Raw genomic sequence first — 22,136 nt, forward strand, 5'->3', positions numbered from 1 at the left:
GGTAATATCTCATCTAGGTATGTATTGTTGATAGAAATAAGGCCTCGCGTTGAGGAGGCCTTTTATTAATCATTAATTACATAGCTAGTGTCGCAATATTAATGTGCGTGTCGTTCCGTTTGTTGTGGTATTAGCGACAATATTTAGTTTACCGTCAGCGCCATAAAAGATGAACTCAGGCACAGTGGTGTAAGTACTGCTATTTATCGTTATATCCGGAAGGGTAATCGTTTCTGATAGATTCAAGTGGTTTGATGTCAATACCATCACCTGGTTGCTTTCCCCCTCAAGGGCGTAGGCAATTTTGGTACTATCGTGTGATTCATCGAGTGTTTTAATTGTAGAAGACTGCTCTGGTAACGTGATCTTTCCTGCGTAAGTCATATCAAGTCCGACGTTACTTGATGCATTCAACCTTACTCCACATTGTGTGTAGATAAATGTACCAGCATGGTTGAACCAGAAATTATCACAGAAACTGTAGTCACCATGGTAAGGAGAATCGATAGGGTCTGCTGGATTCCCTGGATCGGAAATGTCCGTTTTAGCGACATCTTCAGGGCTGATATTGGTATCCAAACTGTAAAATGCTTGGCTATTAGGGCTGATTTTTAGCAAGGTTTTTTCGTAGTATCTCCAGTCACTTCTCGATACAACAGAGCCAGTTGCAAGGTCAATGACTTGTAGATCAACCCACTGATCCGTTTTGGGTAATGTCCAGACGTGATTACCATCGGTGGTTAAATCAAAAATATCATGAGAGTTATATATATTCGTTACTTGGGTATCTTGGGGAGAGGAAGCATTGTATGCCAATGTGGTTATCATCGCATCGTGGCCAACAACAAAGCGATTAGTCCCATTTTTATTGTCGACAGTGATGGCTGATGGTGAGCGATATAGCTCAATCTCATAGGCTTTAGTATCATTTAAACTGTAAAAATAGATCGCGTTCTTTGGGCTATCTGATACAACAGCTATTACATTTAATGCATCAGAATAAGTAGCATCAACTGTATTGTGTACTGGTGCGTTATCAAAGTCGATTGCAGAGATATTTGGTGTTGTTGGTGAACCGTCACCAGGGTTTGGATTTGGTAAAGTGTTGCTAATTATGTAGTTGACTGGAATGGCTAATGGGCTGCCATCAATCGGATAGTTGCAGTTAGAGTCGTAACATACATTAACATCGATAGTTGCGCTAAATGAACCAACACCAACGACTGCTGGTGTTTCGAGGGTCATACTCAGAGCAACATTAGAGTGACTAATAAAAGGGGTTACTGATGTGACGAATCGGTTATTGGCAGATGCCTCTAGATAGAGGTTGTGTAAATTAGAGCCAGAGAGATTGATAGCATCAGTTACATTTTGAGACACGTTGAGATCGGTCAAATCTGCGTTAGTTTCAATTTTAGGAGCCGCTAGGTCCATTTTATGATCAAGAGTTACGTTATTAGTCAGAGTGATTGCAATTGGTGACCCCGAATAGTGTTGATTACAATATTCATCGTAACAAATAGCGAACTGAGCTGTTGTGGACTTAGTGCCGTTGCCTATCTCATAGCCATCTTTAAAAAATATGCTGACGTTACCCGTGGCATTGTCGTTAATATGATACTCAACGCGAGATATTAAATTTCCGGTGTCACTCATTATTCCATAGTAGAGGTTGTCCCCTGCGTTATATTTGACGCTGAAAGGGATATCAACATAGCTTTGTTCAAATGCGCCAGACTCAACTTGATAACTTGTTTTTGCCACGCTGACAGCATTTGATGGCGAAGAACTATCACTACCTCCACAACCAGAAAGAGCCAGTGCATATAGAATCGGTGTTGTCTGATAAAATCGTTTATACATCATATAATTAAACTCAATTTATAGTATTTAAAGTATTGATGAATATAATCATACATACGCAATGGAATGCAATGCACCTATTGATGGTTTATGTCGCATTTCAAACATAATCTATAAGGCTTAGGTTACACTTTCGAGCGTTCACCAATAAATATTGCCGCTGTCGATTCTGAATAATGGCTCTCAAGTCAATTGTGATTCTCTATACTCTGATCAGATCAAAACCATAAAAAAACCTGCCATGTTCGGCAGGTTTTTTTGTTGGATTACGAGTGCAGTTCTAAAGGTAGATAGCTTGGTATTCGATAGAGCTAGAAGAGAGCGAGATCTTACTTAATCCAATCTTTTCACAACGATTATATTCGTTGATAGCGTGGTCAAATCCATAGGCTGTTGAAGGCGCCATATATTGGGTTATTCCTTGTTGTGTGGTCATTATACCATCATGGCCGTGACCGCAAATAACGTCGCGCACGTGATATTTGCGAAGAACCTCCATTACATTGGTATCGTTTTCCAAACGGATGGCTTTCATCCACTCAGAGCCGACTGGAATGACAGGATGGTGGACGACAACGATTGGCGCGTGGGCTTTCCTTAGCTGTTGTTTCAGCTGAGCCATGCCGCGGTTATTAATACGCCCTGAACCGAGTGGATGCTTGCTATCAAGTGGCTTGAAGCTCGAGTCGAGAAACACAAACTCTCGCTCACATATGGTGGCTTTATCGGTGACATAAATCGTCGAGCCTTTTAGCTCTTTGCGCATCAAGGAAGAGTCATCATGGTTGCCCGCAATCGCGTGAACAGACTTATCGCTAATGTGTTGTCTAATGAACGCCTCTAATCGAATGTAGTCGCCTAGTTTGGGGTTACAACAAATGTCACCCGTTAGGAGAATGGTCTTGCATTCTGTGTCTGTGTTGACGTATTCCAGTGCTCTACGCAGGTTCTCAAAGCTGGATTCATCGGAAAGGTGACAATCACTTATTTGGTATACGGTAGTCATTGGTGTTATCCGGTTATTCCATACATATAATTAAAGGTGCTAGAAAAATGCCTGCTAAATCAGCAGGCATTTATTGGTGTTAGTTTGCTTTTGATGCGGCGTGGTGTTCAATCATGAAGGCAATGGCTTCATCGCTTAAACAAGATTTACTGACGTATTGGCGCTGTTTACCGATATGAAGGATAAAGCCGAGATCGGTCTGTTCAAGTTGGTCGATATCACTCCACGCGATAGTGTTGGTCGCTTTGTGGTTTTTGTAACTGACTCCGCTAGCATCACCTTGAAAAACTATTTTGCTGCCAGCGCCAGAGCTGATTCTTTGTCGCCATAACCACCAGGTTCGTTTGCAATACACGCTGAATGCTTCAATCACACTTAAAACAATAAAGAACCAGCCAACGTAACCGTTAGGTAATAGCTCAAACTCCAGTAGAACCACACCAAAAATAAGAAACAGTATTCCTTTTAAGTAGGCTTTTGGAAATTGAGTCGGAAGGCTAGTTTGATCATAACACTCCGCGAAAAACGTCTTGTCGAGTTTGTATTCTGTAGTGAAACCGGGTTCTTTAGACATGTGAGGCTACTTTAATGTTTCTTGTTAATGGGTTTTCTTTGAATGGGTATTTCATGCCGCAATCTCGCAACTTTTGTATTGTATCGCTTCTCGGTGCTTTTCTTTAACGGTTTTAGCTCTGTTTTGTAAATCAATAATACTGGCGAGAGGTATTTACGCTACCAGTCATGCCATCACGTGAATACGGCTAGCGAGCATATATGTAGTTGAAATAAAAACGCCCCGCAGGTGCGAGGCATTTTTGAGGCAAGGGTACAACCAAATCGGGCGAGTAAATGAGTTTGCTTAGAAGAATTTCTTAATCGCTTTTTCAGCACATGCAACATCTAAATGACCACCTGGAGCGCCGCCAACACCAATCGCCCCAATCATGGCATTGTTCAGTTGTACTGGAACACCGCCAGCCAAGAACAGCAAGTTGTCGTCCATATTTTGTAGTGGTTGCATGATTGGCTTATCAGCGATGAGCTTCATCAAGTTACCAGACGGCTGCTTCATGCTTGCCACTGTGAACGCTTTTTTGCGGGAGCTATCAAGCGTGTGTATACCTGCGCCATCTGAGCGAAGTTGTGCAATCACATTCCCTGATAAACCGACGACCGTTGCAGACACCTTGTAACCATCAGCCTCGCATTGGCTAACCGCTTCATGAGCAAGCTTGAATGCCGCTTCTGATGAGATCTGTGTGAAAGAGACCGTTTGTGTTTCTGCCGCCAATACGTTGTTAGAAAGGCTAAGGAAACCAAGAGTTGCCGCTAGTACAGTTAGTTTTGTCATTTTCATGTTTACTCCATTAAGACATTTTTCAGATACTGGATTTCGATGAGTGCAGGTCTGATATCGACAAGCCACTCTTAATCAACAGGTTCATACTAACGAACGCAGGATTACCACTGGCTTTCTAGAACATTACAAAGTTGCAATGTTGGTTATATTCGAGACAGGATGTTGATAAAGTGTGTTTAAGGCACGGTGAAGAGATAAATGGACGTTAATGAAAATACTGTTGATCGAAGATGACAATCATATCGCACGATTTTTAGTGAATGGTTTTCAGCAAGAAGGGATAACGGTGACACACTCAGCAGATGGTGTTGATGGATTGCATGAGGCCATAACCGAAGAATACGATGTGATTATTCTCGATATCATGTTGCCAAATAAAGATGGATTTGAAGTGCTTGCGGAACTTCGAGGGCAGGGCTATGCGATACCCGTCATCATACTAAGCGCCAAGCACTCTGTAGAGGAGCGGGTACAAGGGTTGCAATCCGGTGCAGACGATTACTTGGTGAAGCCTTTTGCGTTTCCCGAGTTGCTTGCGCGTTGCCAAACTTTGGCTCGTAGGGGAAAACAGCCGTCACCTCAAGCCTTAGAGCTGCATTATGGTCCCCTTAACCTAGATCTTCTTAAACACACGCTACAAAGAGAGCAGCAGACGATCACTATCAATCAGCGTGAGTTTATGTTGATGAAGCTACTACTCGAAAACCCAGAATCTGTGATGTCGAAAACAGCGATTCTTGAGCATGTTTGGGGGCATCAGTTTGACCCGCAAACCAACGTGGTCGATGTGCTGGTGTGCCGCCTTCGCAGCAAAGTGGATAAAGGCTTCTCCAAACCATTGATTCACACACTTCGAGGTGTTGGCTATGTCCTCAAGTCGGAATATTGAACAGGCGATTGCTAAAACCCAGAGATATTTGTTGTTTCGCTTTATGGCAACGTTACTACTCTGCTTGTTGCTGGTCGAATTGATTGTCGGGGCTATTTTCTTTTTCGATCTCTATCAAACTGAGAGGAAGATCCTTACGTCGATGTCGACTGAGTATCAGCGTATTCTGACCTATGATTCTAGCGAGCGATTGATTCATGTTTTAGAGGCTAACCCTCATCGGTTACTCGAAAACAACATTGCGGCGTATAAGCTTGAGAAGGGCGTTTCATCTGAGGGAACATTCATTGCGGGAACTCAAAACCTATCAACAGAACAGCCTCTTTCCAGCTATCAAATTGATGACCACCGATCGTGGTTAGAGAGTTTTATCTTGAGTCCCTATATGTCGTTACCTATTGAGGGGGAACAGTATGATTTCTGGTTGGTGTTGGATAACCGATCGAGAGACTATATCGCTTATAATCAATGGCTAATGACCTTGTATGCGTTGCTTGCACTTGTGGCGGTGACCGCGGTATTTACTCGTAGCATCATTCAGAGTGCTATGTCGCCGTTGGTTACCTTTGGCGACCTACTCGATAAGCTGAAAAAAGGGCAATTGGAGTTTACTAGCACTGACACTAAGAAAGAAACTGAACCTGAAATACCGCAAGGGCTTAACGTCATCAGTTCTAGCGTTCACACTGCCGTTGCCAAGCTTCAACATGTAACGACAACCTTGAACACGACCGTCGATGCAATTGCTCATGATATTCGAACCCCTTTATCTCGCATTACTTTGGCGTCCCAAACAGCATTGCTCAACAATGCAGACCAACAAGAGATGAAAGACGCATTGGCAGACTGTTCTGAACACGCGATGCAAGCAAGCAATATGCTAACCGCCTTGATGAAGCTGAACGACGAGCTGACTGGAAAGCGTATACCGCAAAAGGTAGAGACTCAGGTATCAGATGTGATTGCTAATGTGGTGAGCTGGTATGAAGATGTCGCAGAAGATAAACAAATCGAGCTGGTGGTTGAAGGTGAGGGTGACCTTGTTGTTCAGTCAGACCCTGATAAGTTGACTCAGGTGTTGGTTAACCTTGTTGATAACGCGATTAAGTACACGGAGCCTGAAGGAAGAGTGACGGTTAAGGCTGAGCGAAGTGTAGAGGGTAAGGTTGCGATAAGCATCCAAGATACTGGTGTTGGCATTGACCAGAAGTATCAGGACTTGATTTTTGAACGGCTTTACCGAGTCGATAGTAGCCGAAGTAACGTTGAGGGGTATGGCCTCGGGTTATCTCTAGCGCTTGCCATGGTCGAGAATTTAGAAGGGACGTTAGTCGTGAAATCTGAGTTGGGTGTAGGGAGTACTTTTACTCTTTCGTTGTAACAACGATTGGATGTCGTCACTTCTGCTTTTGTAATCTCAGCTCTGCATAGCAAAAATGCCCCGCACTAGTGGGGCATTTTTGTTTCTGGAAGAAGGATTCCTCTCCATGAACAGGTGTGGGAAGTTCAGTAATTTACGCTAAACATATCGGCTGGTTGTTGCTTCTTAATTATCTAACCAGTAAATCTTATTTTTCACCTGATAGTGATTGGCATATGCCAATAACTAGGAGTATGCTGAACTCCTGATCATCAATAACAGGAAGTTACTATGTTATACGCAGTGCCTTGTCGCGACCTTCATGTCGGCAATCACTTTGCCCGTTCCCCACAGATCGCGATTGTCGATGAGCAACGACAAATAAAGCAGATTGTCCCTCTGGTTGATTCGGACTCGTCCTGCAATAAAAAGAAGCAATGGCTCTCTGTCCTCCGTTCTTACGATGTGAAATCTGTAGTTGTCCGTCACATAGGTAAGAAGATGCTGGCGCACTTGTTCAATAACGATATTCGAGTCTTAGCATCGACAGGTAAGGAAGAAATCGGGAATTTAAATTTTAGTAATCTGCGAGAAGTGACCGTTCTCGATTATGGCAGAGAGCCGCGAAATAGCGGGTGTAGTCATAGAACGTGCGGCGAGAAAGGAGACAAGAACGAAACGTCGATTCTCACGGCACAGTCGAACAGGTTCAGTGTTATTCGAGGTGTCCGTAAATGACGTTCTTATTCACGCTACTGGGTTTTGTTGGAATCGTCTTTCTGATGGCGATAGGTGTGATTTTTTCACGTAAGCCAATCAAAGGCAGTTGTGGAGGGCTCGCGCAGTTAGACATTGAGCGCGAATGCAACTGCAAGGATGTGTGCGAAGGGCAAAGCCGAAAGCTGTATCAGATTACTGAGCCATCAAATTAAGGCGCTTTCGGAGTCTCTCGACAAGTAACGTTAAAGCTTCGGACTATGAGCCTTGAATCACCAGCGCGTGGCCGTTGACGATGCACTTAGCGACTTTGGCTCGCGCACGTTTAATGATGTTGCCGAACGTTTGGCGAGACACCTGCATCTGTTCAGCTGCTTCAAGTTGGCTCAGGCCTTCTTGGTCAGCCAAGCGTAAGGCTTCGAGCTCTTCTAATAGCAGTTCTTCTTTATCAAGCTCGTCCATAGGAACGCCGTTAGGCTTAAAACAAGAGTAAGCCGCATGGGTACATAACTGGCGATGTTTTTTTGGTCGAGCCATATCAATCTCTAGGAATCTAAGGGTAAAAAAGGAATAAGGATAAGTATGAAAGTTTTCATTCCTCACAACCATCGGCGTTGCCAAGTATGCAGCCAAGGTTTATTCACGGACAGCCCCATATGTTTTGAAGCTGTTGGCGACCGCGAGACTTTAGTCAAGTACGACGTTATAGCCAAGATTGTACCAACAGATAAAGCCGAGGGCTACGATGGCATAATGCAGGGCGGGATTGTCACCACGTTACATGACAGCGCGATGCTGCATTGCTTGTTTCAAAACAGCATTAATGCGATGACGGTGAGTTTAACGTCTCGCTTTCACCACTCAATCGCGATTGGTCAAGAGCTAGAAGTTCGTGCCCGATGGGTCAAAAGTAGACGCAATATTCACTTCTTAGAGAGCCAAATTACTCAGAACGGAAAGCTGTGTTCGTCGGCACAAAGCCAGTTTATGTCATCCCACTAGCTATCGAACGAGGTTTCGCATGCCGTTAGTTTGTTGAGCCCATTCTTTGCACAATAAATAGGGTTCTCTATAGTTAAAGTTATAACTATTAAAACTAGGGCAGTATTGAATTTATCATAAACTCTCTCCACCTCTGAGCACACTAATGTGTGTTTTTTAGGCGAGCCTTCGCACTCGATTTAATTCATCGCTGCCTTTTCTGGGGGCTGCTGATGCACAAATTCTTCAAATCGACAATTCGATACTGTGTCACTTCAATCGTTTTATTTTTTCTGTTACTCAGCTCATTTGCTTTGGCTTCTCCACTTAAAGTCGGTGTGTACCCGTGTCCGCCTTTTGTGATTAGTTCGATGGAGAATGAATGGAATGGCTTGAGTGTTGAGCTCTGGGAACAGATCGCCAAAGAGATGGACGTTGAGTACACGATAGAGACTCACCGCTTAGCGGACTTACTCAATGCGATTGAAACCGAGCAAATCGACGTCGGTGTGTCTTGCATTTCGATCACGCCGGAGCGAGAGTTGTTTGCTGACTTTTCTCATTCGTTTTACGAAACTCACCTCGCCATTGCAGTTAAAAAACAGGGTTATCTCCAAACTTTACATGCCATTTTCTTCAATCCCGCACTGTGGTTGATCATTGGTGCCGTCATCTTTATTTCTGGCGTGATAGGGGCGTTTTTTTATCTATTGGAGCATGGCGAGAATCAAAAGCTCTATTCGATGAAAAGCCGAACGGGACGTTTGTTGGAAAGCTTTATCATGGGGTTGCTTTTTATTACACGAGGCCCATTTAATTACTTTGAGTTTAAGAGCTTAACTGGACGAATTGCCACGGTGTTCATTGGTGTGTTTAGTATGCTTTTCATCGCCAGTATTACCGCTGTATTAGCCAGCAAATTGACTCTCAGCCAAGGCTCTTCCCATATTGAAGGTGTGAATGATCTTGCGAATGTGGAAGTAGGGGCAAAAGTAGCCACGACGTCTTCTTTGATGCTCACAAACTTCGGTATTAGGCACAAGACTTATATCGATATGCCAAGGCTTCTAGCGGCTTTAGAGGAGGGGGAAGTAGAAGCGATTGTCGCCGATGATGTGGTGCTCAAATATATGATCGGTAATGGCAGAATAAGCGGTCAATTTGAAGACTTGGAGGTGTTACCGTATCAGCTAGAAAAGCAGAATTATGGTTTCATCATCACTGAAAATAATTCGTACGAAGAAGAGATTAACCGTGCACTATTGAAGATTCGTGAGTCGCGGAGGTGGCGTAAAATCTTGGTTGATTACTTCGCAGATCAGTAATTGAAATTAGAAGCTTATTCAAAAGTGCTTGGACTTTCGCCGTTACAGTTGCTCTGAACCAGAAGCTTTGTTCTTTTTGAAGTATTTGAACGCTGCCCAAACGGCATAAGCCGCTACACCCACAATCAAAGCTGAGCGAAGGAGAATAGGCGCATCGTGCTCAAGTTGACGAACATGAGGAACAATACTGGCAAACAACCGACTGGTAAAAAGCAGCCCCATTACTAACATAACAACCTTATTCATGTGACCTGCCATTTAGTGGATTCATTGCACAGAACGAGTTATGGGCGGTTACAGGGTACACACGCTAGACAACTATTCTGTTCGAAATAAAATCATGCGCTTCTCAAACGTAACCGTCAACGCGATATCGACGTTAAGCCAGTAAGCTAAAGTTTCGTTTTTGGAAGAGGTTTGTTCTGTTAGACGCAGCTAGAACGCGGGACAGGTAAGGGCGTTAAGAGATCTAAAATTTTTACGTCAATGTATTGGTTTATTACTAACGTAGCCAAAGCTGTGCGCTGAGTATCGGTAAAGTTATTATCTTTGAAATTTACAACTGATTTAGAATTATCAACTTCAAAGATAATATTGCTTAACGAGATCAGATTATTCGGTTCTTATTTTGTCGAATATATCTTTTCGACCACAGACAAATCCATGCAAAAGTTAAGGCCATGTTCAAGGCAGGTATACTTAATACCAACTTCGCCCGTGTTGAAATCAACGGATTTTGCGACATCTTCTTGAAAGTTATCAATGACTAACTGTAATAAGCAATCCTTGTCTAATACATTCATAAGTTTCCTTAAATATAATATGGCTGCAGATGCATATTAAAGGATAGGTTCCGAACATTATCAAGGAAAGCGAAAGAATATTTTATCGTGTAAACCTCGTGCCTTTATAACCCCAACTCATAATAAATCCTGAACACCTACCATGTTGTACTTTGTATTTCTTCTATCTTAAAAACCTTCAATTATTAGCAAAATACAAACCAACTATTGTGAAGGTATGAAGAACTTTTTTCGGTGCCCCTGAAAGGGTGATTGGCAGGAGTATGTGAGAATTGAGGGTTTGCTTACAAAGGAATGTTTTTATTTTAACGATATATTAGGTCTTAATTATATAAGTATATTAGTTTTTGGTTATAAAGTTTAAATACCGAGGAGTTATTGGATAAATACTCTATAACCTTAATTATTGCAATGTTTATTGCTCCCGCTTTTCCTCTAATAAGCTAGTCTTATTTGATGTTGATATGAAACTGGCTGCATTTGTGTGGTTAGCGCCTCCTTGGATTGGTTTAGTCAAACTGTTTGGTAGATTTGATGACTATTTTGATTGCTTAAAAATCTCGTTGAATCAATGACTAATGGTTGGTTGTTGAACGAGATAGGAATCAAGTGTCTTCCTTTCAAGTACGGTGTGGCATGGAAGACCCACACAACAAGTCGATTGTTATCTAGTTAAAATAGGAAAATGTTATGGCAGAGCAAGAGTATGATTACCCGGAATCGTACAACCTAATTTCAGTGACAGACCCTTCCAGTAAAATCAAGTATGCGAGCCCCCATTTTAATGAAGTAGCAGGCTATAAAGAAGGAGAGCTTGTAGGTGAGTATCACAATGTAGTTCGTCATAGTGATATGCCTAAAGCCGCATTTAAAGATCTATGGGGTCATATTCAGTCAGGAAGTAACTGGATGGGTATGGTGAAAAACCAACGGAAAGGTGGTGGCTATTATTGGGTTGATGCTTTTGCTTCTCCGCTAAAAGAAGATAACGAGATTGTTGAGTACCAGTCTGTTCGGTTTAAGCCAAAAAGAGAATATGTTGAACGAGCAAAAAAAGCGTATGGAATTTTAAATAGAGGCAAAACACCATTCAAGCTCGTGTTACCGAAAACAAGACTTTGGCAACGCCAGACTTTCATTTCAATATTGCTAACCGGGCTCGTTTATGCGCTTCACTTTAATCAATTCGTAACTGTACCGCAAAGTTTGTTGTTACTCTTTATGGGTGGTTCGATGTCAATTTATATACTTACGCGTCGTTTGGAAAATATTTGCAAAATAGCAAAAGATGAGTTCAACAACCCTTTAATGGAATATGTTTATTTTGGTAAGGTGGATGATCTCTCCGAAATTGCGTTGGGAATGAAGGTTCGGAAACAATATGCAAAAGCGTTATTAGGCAGAATTAGAATTTCGGTGAGTGATTCATGTGAAATGACCCTAAAGCAGGCGAATAAAACCGCTGAATCGAACGCAACGGTGTCCGAAAACCTTGAAAATCAAAAATCAGAAATCGATATGGCAGCTACCGCTATCAACGAAATGCAGGCGGCTTCAAGTGAAATTTCTCAGAATGCACAAGGAACTCTTGATTCTACTTTTAGCACTCAACAAGAGCTCTTATCTTGTCAAGATGAGCTAAATCAAGTCGAAGAGAATTTCGTTGAGCTAACCAATGAATTAGACAACATTTCGACAATATCACTCTCTGTAGAGAGGGAGACGCAACAAATAAGCTCCGTCATCGAGATGATCAACGCGATTGCTGACCAAACCAATCTGTTAGCACTTAATGCTGCGATAGAAGCTGCACGAGCTGGTGATTCTGGAAGGGGGTTCTCGGTTGTGGCAGATGAAGTAAGAGTGCTTGCTCAAAAAACACAACAAGCAACGACAGAGATTCAAGCGGTTATTGAAAAGCTATGCACGGGTAGTGGCCAATCAGTAACGGCCGTTAACAACGGTACTGAAAAAGCGAAACGTACTCAAACAACGATTCAATCGACTCTAGAAAGCCTCGCATTATTGAGTGAAAAGGTTCAAGGGGTGGTTGATAGGAATAACCAAATCGCGGTCGCCATTGAAGAGCAAGTTAATGTCTCAGAAGAGATTAATCAGAATATTCTTTCCATACACAGTAAAGCTGAAGCTTCTCACGATCTCATGGAAGACAGTAAAAAGCAGTATGAACAAAGTGTACTTAGCTTGAATGAGCTAAGAAAAGGAGTAGCTCGATTTTAAACTCAATCGAGCAAGTGGCTTGCTGGTTCTGACTCGGCATTCTTCAAGTCTAGAGTTTGTAGTTAGAGTTGCTTTTTGAAGATGGTCATTTAAATGAATAACTATAGCCATAAACAGCTAAAGGGGGAGACGATCTAGATGATGAGAGATTTGTTTTTCTTCGATTATTATTCTGATTTATGATCGCATGCAATCTAGGGGGGACAAATGTCCTCCTTTTTGTTTCTGTCGGCGCAATAAGATAGGTGCTACTAAAAAAACAAATAATAAAGGACATCCCTATGGACCTATTCACCCTACTTGATATCAACAACACTCTAGTCAACATCCCAATAGGGGGTGGCTATGCAATGAGCTGGATTGAAGCATTTGGCACTGTATTTGGCCTGTTGTGTATCTGGTTTGCAAGCCAAGAGAAAACCATTAACTACCTGTTCGGATTACTGAATGTCACCTTATTTGCGGTTATCTTTTTCCAAATTCAGTTATACGGACTGTTACTTCTTCAATTGTTTTTCTTCTGTGCCAACATTTACGGCTGGTACGCGTGGACACGCCCTAATGAGCAAGGCGAAACATTAGAAGTCCGCTGGCTGAGCCAAAATAAGCTCGTGGCAACGGCTGCAGCATGCGCAGTTTCGATTGCACTGCTTACTATGTACATCGACCCATTCTTCTTTGCGCTAGCAAACATCGCGGTTGATAGCCTGAATCTATTTGGTGCAGATTTAGCGGAACCAGTGCTTGAACCTGATGCGTTCCCATTCTGGGATGCGACCATGACCATTTTATCGATTGTTGCTCAAGTTCTAATGACACGTAAGTATGTTGAAAACTGGATACTTTGGATTGTGATTAACATTATCAGTGTTGGTATTTATGCGACGCAGGGCGTTTATGCAATGTCTGTTCAATACGCTATTTTGATGTTTATTGCGGCGAACGGTACTCGTGAGTGGGCACGCACAGCTAAACGAAACAGTGATAAATCATTAACTCAAGCAACGGCTTCTTAGGAGTTAAGATGGTAAAGCAGCCTCATATTGGCGTTGATGAAACGCAAATTGCTCCGCTGGTCATTGTTTGTGGTGAGCCAGATAGAGCGAATCGCATCGCGAACTTGCTTGAACATGCTGAACTGGTTTCTGAAAACCGTGAATATCGAATCTTCACTGGTATCTATCAAGGTAAAGCGATATCGGTTTGTAGTACGGGCATTGGTGCGCCTTCAATGATTATTGCGGTTGAAGAGCTTAAGCTTTGTGGCGTAACTCATATCGTCCGAGTAGGGTCAGCAGGTGCGATGCAGTCTCACATCGGACTTGGTGAACTGATTGTCGCAGAGGGCGCGGTTCGTGATGAGGGAGGTTCTGCTGCTTACGTTAAACCGTCGTATCCGGCTTATGCGAGTTTCACTCTGCTTAAAGAGTTAGATAGATTCTTGCAGCAACAATCAACTTCTTATTATTTAGGAACGGTGCGCTCACACGACAGTTTTTATACGGATGACGAACAGACGATCTGTCAGTACTGGAACCGTAAAGGAGTTCTAGGTGCAGACATGGAAACATCGGCACTGTTTACTGTTGGGCGCTTGAGAGGGGTTAAAGTCGCTTCCATCCTGAACAATGTTGTTCTGTACGAACAAGATGTAAAAGACGGTGTTGGGCAATATGTCGATGAAGCAAAAGTGATGATGGAAGGTGAACGACTTGCGTCGTTAGCGGCGTTAGAAGCCTTGATTGCTCAATAAAAGCCTGAACAAACTAACGATAAAAGCGATGGGTGACCGTCGCTTTTTTTATTGTTCTCTCCTTTGGTTTAAGCCGCTACAATCGCTAGCAACATCAACAACAGCTCATACCATGAGAGACAGTTAGTATGAAGATCGCACCATACTCAAGCGGACGTTTTAAAAATTACCTAGAACACAAAAGCTCAGATTTTAAAGCTCTCATCTACCAACACCAAGTTAGCTCGCGTTATTTTAATAAGAATGATGAAATCTTGCGCCAAGGTGAACAACTTCAGCATCTCTATGTTGTGCCTGCTGGGAAAGTCTCCATGAGCATCTCTGCGGCTAATGGGCGACGCTTTCAATTAGGAGAGGTGAATTGCGACTATCATATCTTTGGCGAGATGGAGTTCTTCACTCAAACGCCTTGCCAATGGAATGTCGTGGCAGATGAACACATGCAGGTTGATGTTATTTGTATCCAGAAACTATCAGAAGCGCTACATGAAAATCCGGAGATGGTGTTCTTTTTCGCCTCAGCACTGGCTGAAGATTACCAAGATTCGATGGGCATTTACACCAATCGCCTTTTACACTCAATTACCTACAACATTGCCTACGATTTGTTGGTGCAAAGCCAGACCAATACCGTGTTAGGCGGCTTCGATAAAGTGAATCAAGAAGCTGAACGTTTTGGCACATCGAGCAGGGTGTACCGAAGGGCAGTCAAAGACTTACTCGATAAAGGCTTCATCAAGAAAGGGAACCAAGGGTTGGAAATTATCGACCAGCAAGCACTGCAAGCCTTTATTGATTCGTATGAGTAAGAAAAAAGTGATGTAAGCTGAAGAGAAGTTCGTGTGAGATCAGAACTGTGATTATTCTTTCTTCAGAGTTGGAATTATCACTCATTTTTCGAGTGGCTGAATAATAAAACAGGGCTCGAATAGTAAACTTAACTATTGCCTTGTAGTTACCCTTATTTTATGGGTACTTGCTTTAATCTCCATGTGAACGACATTCAGAATCACCTCTAAGAAGAAGGACTACTCGAACACTGTCGTGTCATGAACCCTCCCAATAATCTCACCAATAACCAGAAAATGATGAGAGTAAAAAAGGCGATTTGGGTAGCGATTGATATTAACTATAAAAATTTCCCCCTAAAACCAAAAATGCCACTACAAATCTGCAGTGGCATTAGAACGATAACAAACTATCACTTTGCTCAAACTATAACTCTAACAGTTTGGCCAATTCACGCTCTTCGAGAAGCTCTTCAATGCGTTGACGAGTCTTAGGCGTTTCGGCTTGTGCTTTAGTTGACTTACCTACTTTTTTGCTTCGGCTCGTTTTTGCTTTTTCTTTAGTCGTCATCGTAACCTTCCTTGTATTTTTGTATTACAGGTTACACGTCTCTTTCAGTGCTTTGCCTGCTTTAAATGCTGGCGTTTTTGACGCTGCAATCTGAATCTCTTCTCCGGTACGCGGGTTGCGACCCGTTCGAGCGGCGCGCGAGTTAACTTTAAAACTGCCAAATCCAAGGATTGATACATCATCACCGTTAGCAAGCGTAGTTGAGATACCTTCAACCAACGCATTTAGTGCCGTGCCTGCTTGGTCTTTAGAGATGTCTGCAGAAGTCGCAATGTGTTCAATTAATTGAGATTTGTTCATAATCTATATTCCTTATTGAGTACGGCTGGCGTCTACCTTTAGCACCTAGCTTATGCGATCTTATCAGTGACAACAGGCAGAATGTCAGTGGTTGGGTAGAGCTTTGTAAAGTAACCAACAGAATTGACTATAAAAGCATCTGTTGGCTGAATCAATGCAATTCATTGATTATTATTGATTTATAGACATGCTACCCAAATTAATCTGAGAAAGGAGCTTTCGGGTTACTCTCTTGATTCATAAGCCTAATCGAAGTTGATGCCCATAAGGTCCAAAAATCAGAGGATAAAAACAAAGAAGCCCAGCTAAATCGCCGGGCTTCATATTGTGGGTCAGAACTATTTGGTGATAAAGATCTGTTCTGTTTCTAGCGAAGTCATAGAGCGAACTTGGCGCCAGATGTAGTAGAAAATACCTAACATCATCAACATGCTTGGGATAGCAATTGCTGGGTAGCTGTAAAGTGTTAGCTTACCCAATTCTTCATTAAAGGCTGCGGTGCCTGCTGGGCTAGTCACAATCCAAGTCGCTAGGAAATAGTTCATCGCAGAAGAAAATGCGAACGTACTTGCAAAAAGGTAGTTTGATTTCATTAGGCAACGATCAAACTCTACTTGGTTACCAAACTGTCTTAAACGCTCTTCGATTAGAGATATGTTTAGCAGTGCGGGAGTGAAGATAACTTTTTGGATAAACGGGTAGCGAGTGAAGGTAGACCCAAGAACCGCTAAACCAATTAGGCCGGGTATTAATGCTTCTTTTAGTGCTAACCAACGCGTGTCTAGTTCGAAGAAACCGATACCGCCGGTTAATAGTACGCTGATAAAGCCAAGTGCTGCGATGAAATTGAACTTCTTGTTTCGGATTAACTCCATACCACCGTAAGCAATAGGGAAGGCAAGGGCGACAAGTAGTGCTAAGCCAGTGCCGAGGTGCTCTTCTCCGCTGAACTTCATTAGGATGAATGACGGAAGAAGGACGTTAAATACGACTTCAAAAAGAGGACTCGATTTTTTGTTTTCAGTGTTACTCATAATCTCTAAATACATTGTGTTATGGATTTATTCTCAGGGATTGTTGTTTACCTCGCCTGAGATGTAAAGCCTAAAGGGGTCATGCTATGTAACGACATGTGACACCGACGACATCTTTTGAGGTGTTGTGCACCTAATGCGTCCTAATAAATACGTTATGCGCGACGCTTTTTAAAGGCGTACCAACCTGCCGTTAGAAGAGTTTTGACCACGACTCCGAGTGCGCTAAGTTTTGGATCTGTGTCTTTCCCTGCGGCAATTCGCCACATTTGGTGTTCATACCAAACCAACCCGACCATTGCTATTCTATCCAGTGCTGGTTTACCTGTTGTAGGTACGTCCAATGGCATTCCGTGGCCTGGATCTGCCATTAACTTATTCGGGAAGTCTGGGTCTACTGCCATTGTTCGAGCAATGCCAACGAAGTCTGTGGCTGATGTCTGCAAAGCGTCGTTCATTGCTGGTGCTGTTCTAAAGCCACCCGTCACTACCAGAGGTGTGCTAACTAGCTCTCTTACCTTGACCATATAATCTAAGAAATACGCTTCTCGTTTTGCTGTGCTGGCTTTTACGGGGGCGTTTTTGTTCTTAGAACCCATCATCGACGGGCTCTCGTAAGTCCCTCCGGATATCTCAATAAGATCGATACCCTCACGGCTCAGTGCTTGAACCACTTGCATCGATTCTTCTTCGGTAAAGCCACCCTTCATAAAATCTGCGCTGTTAAGCTTGATACCGACAGGGAAACTTTCTCCAACTTCTGTACGAATCGCGCGGTACAGCTCGATCACAAAGCGAAGCCTGTTCTCGAGTGAGCCTCCCCATTTATCGTCACGTTGGTTGTGTCTTGAAGATAAAAACTGGCTGACAAGGTAACCATGAGCACCGTGTATTTGCACTCCAGTAAAGCCGGATTGCTTTGCTAGTTTGGCGCTTAAGGTAAACTTGTTAATGATGTCATGGATTTCAGAATCGGTTAGCGTTCGCGGTGTATTGAAGCCTTTTTCTAATCCACGTTCTAAGCTAATGGCCGATGGAGCAACAGGCTTGTCACATAAGAATTTCGGGACCTGTTTTCCTGGGTGGTTGAGCTGCATCCAGATCTGCGAGCCATTTTGTTTGCCCGCACTTGCCCAAGCTTCAAATTGAGCAAGGTCACTGTGTTTATCCAGAACCACGTTGTTGGGCTCACCGAGAGCGTTTCTATCAACCATTACGTTTCCTGTGATGGACAAACCAATGCCGCCTTGCGCCCAGCGTTGATATAAGGTCGCCAGCCCAGGTTTAGGGTTATGCTGTTTGTCGCCAAGTTGCTCACTCATGGCCGATTTGAATAGGCGATTCTTAATCACTTGGCCATTGATTAGGGTGAAAGGTTCATTGAGGGTAATAGAGTTCATGCGGTTTTGGCTGCTATGGGCTTTTTTTTATGAGGGATCTAGTATGACCTATTTGATCGTTCGTTCCGAGCAATTCGGCTTTGTTGAACCCTGTTCTGCCTTTGTTTGGGACTTTATAGGCATTTAGAATGACGGGGTATTCTCCGCTTAAGCTCTCGCCTTAATAGGAAGGGGAGAGCTTAGAGGGAGTCAGAAAGAGATGATAAAACCATTACTTGTCGAAGAGTAGATTGAAGCTTAGCGGAACCTTATCGGAAAGCGCTAATCCGCCTACTGTTGCCGATAGTTTGTTTAGATTATCGGTCGAAATACCAAAATCCGCACCATTGACGATGATGGTCGATGTTGAATTCACCACGACAAAATCGTCAGAGGGTACGACCATGACTGGGAAGTCGATAGTTTTGGTTACACCATGCAGAGTAACTTCTGCTGCTATCGTCGTATTTTGGGGTTCACCCGTTAACAGCGAAGGCTCAACGGATCCTGAGATCTTCACTTCGGGGAAGGTCATTGATTCGAAGTAGAGCTCGTTTAGCCTTTGATCACGAATAGCCACGCCAGTGCTAATACTCTTTAAGTCCAATACTATCGAAAATTGTCCATCTTCGGTAAGCCCGCCGGACGAAGGCTTGATGGAAGCGGGTTCAACGACGAACTGCTTCTTAATGGTTGCGAATGTGACATTCGACAGCTTCGGATCTAATGTGTAGCCGCTTTCTGCAAAAGACTGCGCTGATATGACGGTGCAAAGAAGCCCGATTGTTGTAAGTAGTTTTTTCATAAGTTGTCACCACATAATGGATTCACAGGTTTACGTTCTTGAGGATTGATAGAAGCTTAGTTCAGCATTCGTCAAATTACTGCATGCAAAGAAGGTCACCGTCAGGTTATTGGAATGGTACCGGGATAAGAGCGCTTGCGTATGTATGCTGAAGATGAAAATTTGAAAGATTCGCTCCTTGATAATAGGAAGGCAAATTAGTCTGTAATATATGAAGCAATAGGCGTGGCACTTACCAATCACATGATACTGAAGAATTAATATGGACTCTTAGCGTATGATGTTCGACCTTTTGGTTTGATCTGGATCTATCTTTCGGCTCACATATACCTTAAATACAATAGGTTAGGGCATTTTATAATTTATTTTAATGTGTAAAATATATCAGCTTGCTTGCAGCGTGGGAACGGTCCTGTTTTCTGCGCTATTTATACAAAAATTATAGGTTTCCTATGTTAAAGAAACTCTCACTTAAGAATAAGCTGGCGATTTCTGCCAGTCTGGCCATCATCCTGGGGGGGATTTTGGTTGAAGCACTTTCATTTCGTGCTTCATTGCAGCGCTTGGATACAGAAGTTGAACAGCGTTTAGAAGGTGCATCGGCTTCATACAATCAATACGTATCGGATTGGATCTTATCCAAAGAGCGTGCGCTCACGTCCCTGTCTCAAGAGTCCCAAAAAGAGAGCTTGGTTACTCACCTGAAACAGGTTCGCGATTCTGGCTCTTTTGATAATGTCTTCTTAGCGTATCCTGATGGCTCACAAGAGAATGCCAATGGGGTAGTGTTACCCCCGGGTAATGATGATCCTCGTTTGTGGGGCTGGTATACCAATGCGGTCGCCAATCCAAGTAAGGTTTTCATGGACAACCCTACGGTTGCAGCGGCAACGGGAGCGAATGTAGTGTCACTGGGCACTGCAATGCAACTGCATGGCCTGCAGGTAGTATTGGGCGCGGATGTTGAAATCACCGACATTCTAAATAGCCTTGAGAAAGTAATTCTTCCTGGTGAAGGTTACATGTTTATCGCGACCAACAAGGGCACGGTTTACACGCACGCAGACACTAAGCTACTGAACAAAGATATCAGCTCACTTGGTTTGAACTTTTCAGATGTGCAAAAGGCGTTGGTAAGCGGTAAGGACATCTCTATTGAGTTGAAAGGTACCGACTATGTGCTGTATGCGCGCGCCATTGATGGAACCAGCCTGATTACGATCAGCGTGGTGAATCACGACTCTTTAGTGGCGCCACTCTTTGACGCTGTTATCGGTCAAGTGCTGGTGACATTGCTAGTGGTTGTGGTTTGTACGGTACTATTTAACTTACTTTGTACTATTCTATTCCGTCCACTAAATCATGTGTCTCAAGCGCTGGCGCAAATTGCGAACGGCAGTGGTGACTTAACTCAACGCATTCATGTTGATAATCAAGATGAAGTTGGCGAGCTTGCTCAGAATTTCAATACGTTCGTTGGTAGCTTGCAGCAGCTAATCGGTCATATCCGTAGCCAATCGGAGCAGTTGAATAGCCAATCTGAACAGAGTGCACAACGTGCAAACCTTTCGGTGAATGAACTTAACCATCAGCAGCAAGAAATCACTATGGTGGCAACGGCTGTAACGGAAATGGCGAGCGCAACTCAAGAGATTGCATCGCATGCAGAGCAAACAGCAAAAGCTGCACAAGACTCAGCGACAAGCACTAATAGCGGTCATGCTCTGGTTGTCGACACTAAAGGCTCAATTAATAACTTGGCCAATGAAGTGAACGAAGCGGGCAACGTGATTAGCGAACTTAACAAACACGCTCAAGAGATCTCGACCGTATTGGCGACAATCCAAGGCATTGCAGAGCAAACTAACTTGCTTGCTTTGAATGCGGCGATTGAAGCGGCTCGTGCAGGTGAACAAGGTCGCGGCTTTGCAGTAGTCGCTGACGAAGTACGTGTGCTTTCTCAACGCACTCACTCTTCAACGGAAGAGATCAAATCAACGATTGATATTCTACAGCGCACAACGACCCAAGCGGTTGAGCTTATGGAGAGCAGTTCTAAACTTGCAATACACTCAGTAGAAGATGCAGACAGAGCTTCGCACGCGCTTGAGGAGATCAATACCGCGGTTGCTTTGATCAGTGACATGGCGACTCAAATCGCGACTGCCGCTGAAGAGCAAACGCACGTGACGGGTGAAATTACCCAGAACATTACGACCATTAAAGATGTCACTGACCACCTAGTTGTGGGCGCTCAGGACAGCTTAACTGAGTCGAATGAACTTAAGAGCCAAGCCGCTGGTTTAAGTGACAAAGTGGCCACTTTTAAGCTTGCTTAATTGTCTCACTCTCTGATGCCTGATCAGTGAGTGAACAGTAAGCGATAAGCCAAAGCGACGTAGATTACGTCGCTTTTTTTGTGTCTGAAGAACGTACTTTTGTTAGCTCGCTTCTGAAAACTCTCTAAGTGCGCTCATTGCTTCGTCTGCTTTGTCTTTTTGAACGAAGATATGGTCATGGTAATAGCCGGCAATCACGTTGGCACTGATGCCGTACGAGCCAAGTTTAGTCGCAAAGGCCGCTGTTAGCCCTACGGCTTCTAGGCTAGAGTGTACCGACAAAGTAATTAGGCTAAATACACCGTCGAAATTTAACTGCGCTTGAGTCGCCACTTCCTCTGTTAGTACTAAAGTTAACCCTTCTTTTTCTCGAAAGGTCGCCATCGGATTGAGGTGGGAATAGTCGGTTAGTCCTCCCTCTACCGTACAAAAAACATAATCACCTTCAATGAGCTCAGGTGACATGGACTTTAACAGAATGTCTAAATCGGTAATGGCGGTCATGTTCTATTTCCTTATTGGATGAGCAGATCTGTTTCGATGATGTCATCACGATAGAATTTAGGCTCTGATAAGTAAAATTAATAATACTTATTCTGCATCAGTAGAGTTAATGATGAAG

General features: G+C 43.3%; 23 protein-coding genes. 11 read left to right on the forward strand and 12 right to left on the reverse strand.

What is annotated here, in order from left to right; genetic code table 11:
- Positions 1-84: 84 nt before the first annotated feature.
- The 4 genes from OCV56_RS06525 to OCV56_RS06540 form a co-directional block, all read right to left on the reverse strand.
- Positions 85-1,866, reverse strand: coding sequence for a hypothetical protein (locus OCV56_RS06525; RefSeq protein WP_086713173.1), 1,782 nt, complete (start codon positions 1,864-1,866; stop codon positions 85-87).
- Between the two features lie 277 nt (positions 1,867-2,143).
- The gene (locus OCV56_RS06530) at positions 2,144-2,869 is read right to left on the reverse strand and encodes a metallophosphoesterase family protein (protein WP_086713174.1); all 726 of its coding nucleotides are present in this window, start codon (positions 2,867-2,869) and stop codon (positions 2,144-2,146) included.
- Positions 2,870-2,948: 79 nt separating this feature from the next.
- The gene (locus OCV56_RS06535) at positions 2,949-3,443 is read right to left on the reverse strand and encodes a YcxB family protein (protein WP_086713175.1); all 495 of its coding nucleotides are present in this window, start codon (positions 3,441-3,443) and stop codon (positions 2,949-2,951) included.
- Positions 3,444-3,728: 285 nt separating this feature from the next.
- Positions 3,729-4,226 (reverse strand): GlcG/HbpS family heme-binding protein, encoded by a 498-nt coding sequence (locus OCV56_RS06540; RefSeq protein WP_086713176.1) that lies wholly within the window; start codon positions 4,224-4,226, stop codon positions 3,729-3,731.
- Between the two features lie 211 nt (positions 4,227-4,437).
- On the opposite strand from OCV56_RS06540, the gene OCV56_RS06545 reads away from it, so the two are divergent.
- The 4 genes from OCV56_RS06545 (at position 4,438) to nqrM (ending at position 7,410) form a co-directional block, all read left to right on the forward strand.
- Positions 4,438-5,118: a response regulator transcription factor gene (locus OCV56_RS06545; protein ID WP_086713177.1), complete on the forward strand. Its 681-nt coding sequence runs from the start codon at positions 4,438-4,440 to the stop codon at positions 5,116-5,118.
- Positions 5,096-6,499: a sensor histidine kinase gene (locus tag OCV56_RS06550; RefSeq protein ID WP_086713178.1), complete on the forward strand. Its 1,404-nt coding sequence runs from the start codon at positions 5,096-5,098 to the stop codon at positions 6,497-6,499. The genes OCV56_RS06545 and OCV56_RS06550 overlap by 23 nt, the downstream gene beginning before the upstream one ends.
- A gap of 270 nt (positions 6,500-6,769) precedes the next feature.
- On the forward strand, positions 6,770-7,216 hold the full coding sequence (locus OCV56_RS06555; RefSeq protein ID WP_086713179.1) for a NifB/NifX family molybdenum-iron cluster-binding protein: 447 nt from the start codon (positions 6,770-6,772) through the stop codon (positions 7,214-7,216).
- Positions 7,213-7,410 carry a (Na+)-NQR maturation NqrM gene (nqrM, locus tag OCV56_RS06560; RefSeq protein WP_086713180.1) on the forward strand — a complete coding sequence of 66 codons (198 nt, stop codon included), beginning with the start codon at positions 7,213-7,215 and terminating at the stop codon, positions 7,408-7,410. Before OCV56_RS06555 ends, nqrM begins: the two co-directional genes overlap by 4 nt.
- A 43-nt stretch (positions 7,411-7,453) precedes the next feature.
- Here nqrM and OCV56_RS06565 read toward each other — a convergent pair whose 3' ends face one another.
- Positions 7,454-7,732, reverse strand: coding sequence for a DUF134 domain-containing protein (locus OCV56_RS06565; protein WP_086713181.1), 279 nt, complete (start codon positions 7,730-7,732; stop codon positions 7,454-7,456).
- Between the two features lie 45 nt (positions 7,733-7,777).
- Here OCV56_RS06565 and OCV56_RS06570 point away from each other — a divergent pair, with 45 nt between their 5' ends.
- Together OCV56_RS06570 and OCV56_RS06575 are read left to right on the forward strand one after the other, a co-directional pair.
- A complete protein-coding gene (locus tag OCV56_RS06570; protein ID WP_086713182.1) occupies positions 7,778-8,197 on the forward strand; it encodes a PaaI family thioesterase in 420 nt (139 codons plus the stop codon).
- Positions 8,198-8,409: 212 nt separating this feature from the next.
- Entirely contained in the window at positions 8,410-9,501 is a 1,092-nt protein-coding gene (locus tag OCV56_RS06575; RefSeq protein ID WP_086713183.1) for a transporter substrate-binding domain-containing protein, read from the forward strand.
- 42 nt (positions 9,502-9,543) lie between these two features.
- On the opposite strand, the gene OCV56_RS06580 is transcribed toward OCV56_RS06575, so the two are convergent.
- Positions 9,544-9,747, reverse strand: coding sequence for a hypothetical protein (locus OCV56_RS06580; RefSeq protein WP_086713315.1), 204 nt, complete (start codon positions 9,745-9,747; stop codon positions 9,544-9,546).
- 1,247 nt (positions 9,748-10,994) lie between these two features.
- Here OCV56_RS06580 and OCV56_RS06585 point away from each other — a divergent pair.
- The 4 genes from OCV56_RS06585 to OCV56_RS06600 all read left to right on the forward strand — a co-directional run bounded on the left by OCV56_RS06585 (position 10,995) and on the right by OCV56_RS06600 (position 15,107).
- The gene (locus OCV56_RS06585; RefSeq protein WP_086713185.1) at positions 10,995-12,545 is read left to right on the forward strand and encodes a methyl-accepting chemotaxis protein; all 1,551 of its coding nucleotides are present in this window, start codon (positions 10,995-10,997) and stop codon (positions 12,543-12,545) included.
- A 281-nt stretch (positions 12,546-12,826) separates the two neighbouring features.
- On the forward strand, positions 12,827-13,561 hold the full coding sequence (gene pnuC, locus OCV56_RS06590; protein ID WP_086713186.1) for a nicotinamide riboside transporter PnuC: 735 nt from the start codon (positions 12,827-12,829) through the stop codon (positions 13,559-13,561).
- 8 nt (positions 13,562-13,569) lie between these two features.
- Positions 13,570-14,298, forward strand: a complete 729-nt coding sequence (locus OCV56_RS06595; RefSeq protein WP_086713187.1) for a nucleoside phosphorylase — start codon at positions 13,570-13,572, stop codon at positions 14,296-14,298.
- A 128-nt stretch (positions 14,299-14,426) separates the two neighbouring features.
- The gene (locus OCV56_RS06600) at positions 14,427-15,107 is read left to right on the forward strand and encodes a Crp/Fnr family transcriptional regulator (protein WP_086713188.1); all 681 of its coding nucleotides are present in this window, start codon (positions 14,427-14,429) and stop codon (positions 15,105-15,107) included.
- A 406-nt stretch (positions 15,108-15,513) separates the two neighbouring features.
- Here OCV56_RS06600 and OCV56_RS06605 read toward each other — a convergent pair whose 3' ends face one another.
- The 5 genes from OCV56_RS06605 to OCV56_RS06625 form a co-directional block, all read right to left on the reverse strand.
- Entirely contained in the window at positions 15,514-15,657 is a 144-nt protein-coding gene (locus OCV56_RS06605) for a hypothetical protein (RefSeq protein ID WP_167373167.1), read from the reverse strand.
- Positions 15,658-15,681: 24 nt separating this feature from the next.
- On the reverse strand, positions 15,682-15,957 hold the full coding sequence (locus tag OCV56_RS06610; RefSeq protein ID WP_086713189.1) for an HU family DNA-binding protein: 276 nt from the start codon (positions 15,955-15,957) through the stop codon (positions 15,682-15,684).
- Positions 15,958-16,295: 338 nt separating this feature from the next.
- Positions 16,296-16,991 (reverse strand): VC0807 family protein, encoded by a 696-nt coding sequence (locus OCV56_RS06615; protein ID WP_086713190.1) that lies wholly within the window; start codon positions 16,989-16,991, stop codon positions 16,296-16,298.
- A 155-nt stretch (positions 16,992-17,146) separates the two neighbouring features.
- A complete protein-coding gene (locus OCV56_RS06620; RefSeq protein WP_086713191.1) occupies positions 17,147-18,391 on the reverse strand; it encodes an NADH:flavin oxidoreductase/NADH oxidase family protein in 1,245 nt (414 codons plus the stop codon).
- Between the two features lie 211 nt (positions 18,392-18,602).
- Positions 18,603-19,175, reverse strand: a complete 573-nt coding sequence (locus tag OCV56_RS06625) for a YceI family protein (protein ID WP_086713192.1) — start codon at positions 19,173-19,175, stop codon at positions 18,603-18,605.
- A gap of 452 nt (positions 19,176-19,627) precedes the next feature.
- Here OCV56_RS06625 and OCV56_RS06630 point away from each other — a divergent pair, with 452 nt between their 5' ends.
- The gene (locus OCV56_RS06630; RefSeq protein WP_086713193.1) at positions 19,628-21,514 is read left to right on the forward strand and encodes a methyl-accepting chemotaxis protein; all 1,887 of its coding nucleotides are present in this window, start codon (positions 19,628-19,630) and stop codon (positions 21,512-21,514) included.
- A gap of 102 nt (positions 21,515-21,616) precedes the next feature.
- Here OCV56_RS06630 and OCV56_RS06635 read toward each other — a convergent pair whose 3' ends face one another.
- The gene (locus OCV56_RS06635) at positions 21,617-22,018 is read right to left on the reverse strand and encodes an ACT domain-containing protein (RefSeq protein ID WP_086713194.1); all 402 of its coding nucleotides are present in this window, start codon (positions 22,016-22,018) and stop codon (positions 21,617-21,619) included.
- Positions 22,019-22,136 lie beyond the last annotated feature (118 nt).

The organism is Vibrio gigantis, assembly GCF_024347515.1.
Taxonomy (GTDB): Bacteria; Pseudomonadota; Gammaproteobacteria; order Enterobacterales; family Vibrionaceae; genus Vibrio; species Vibrio gigantis.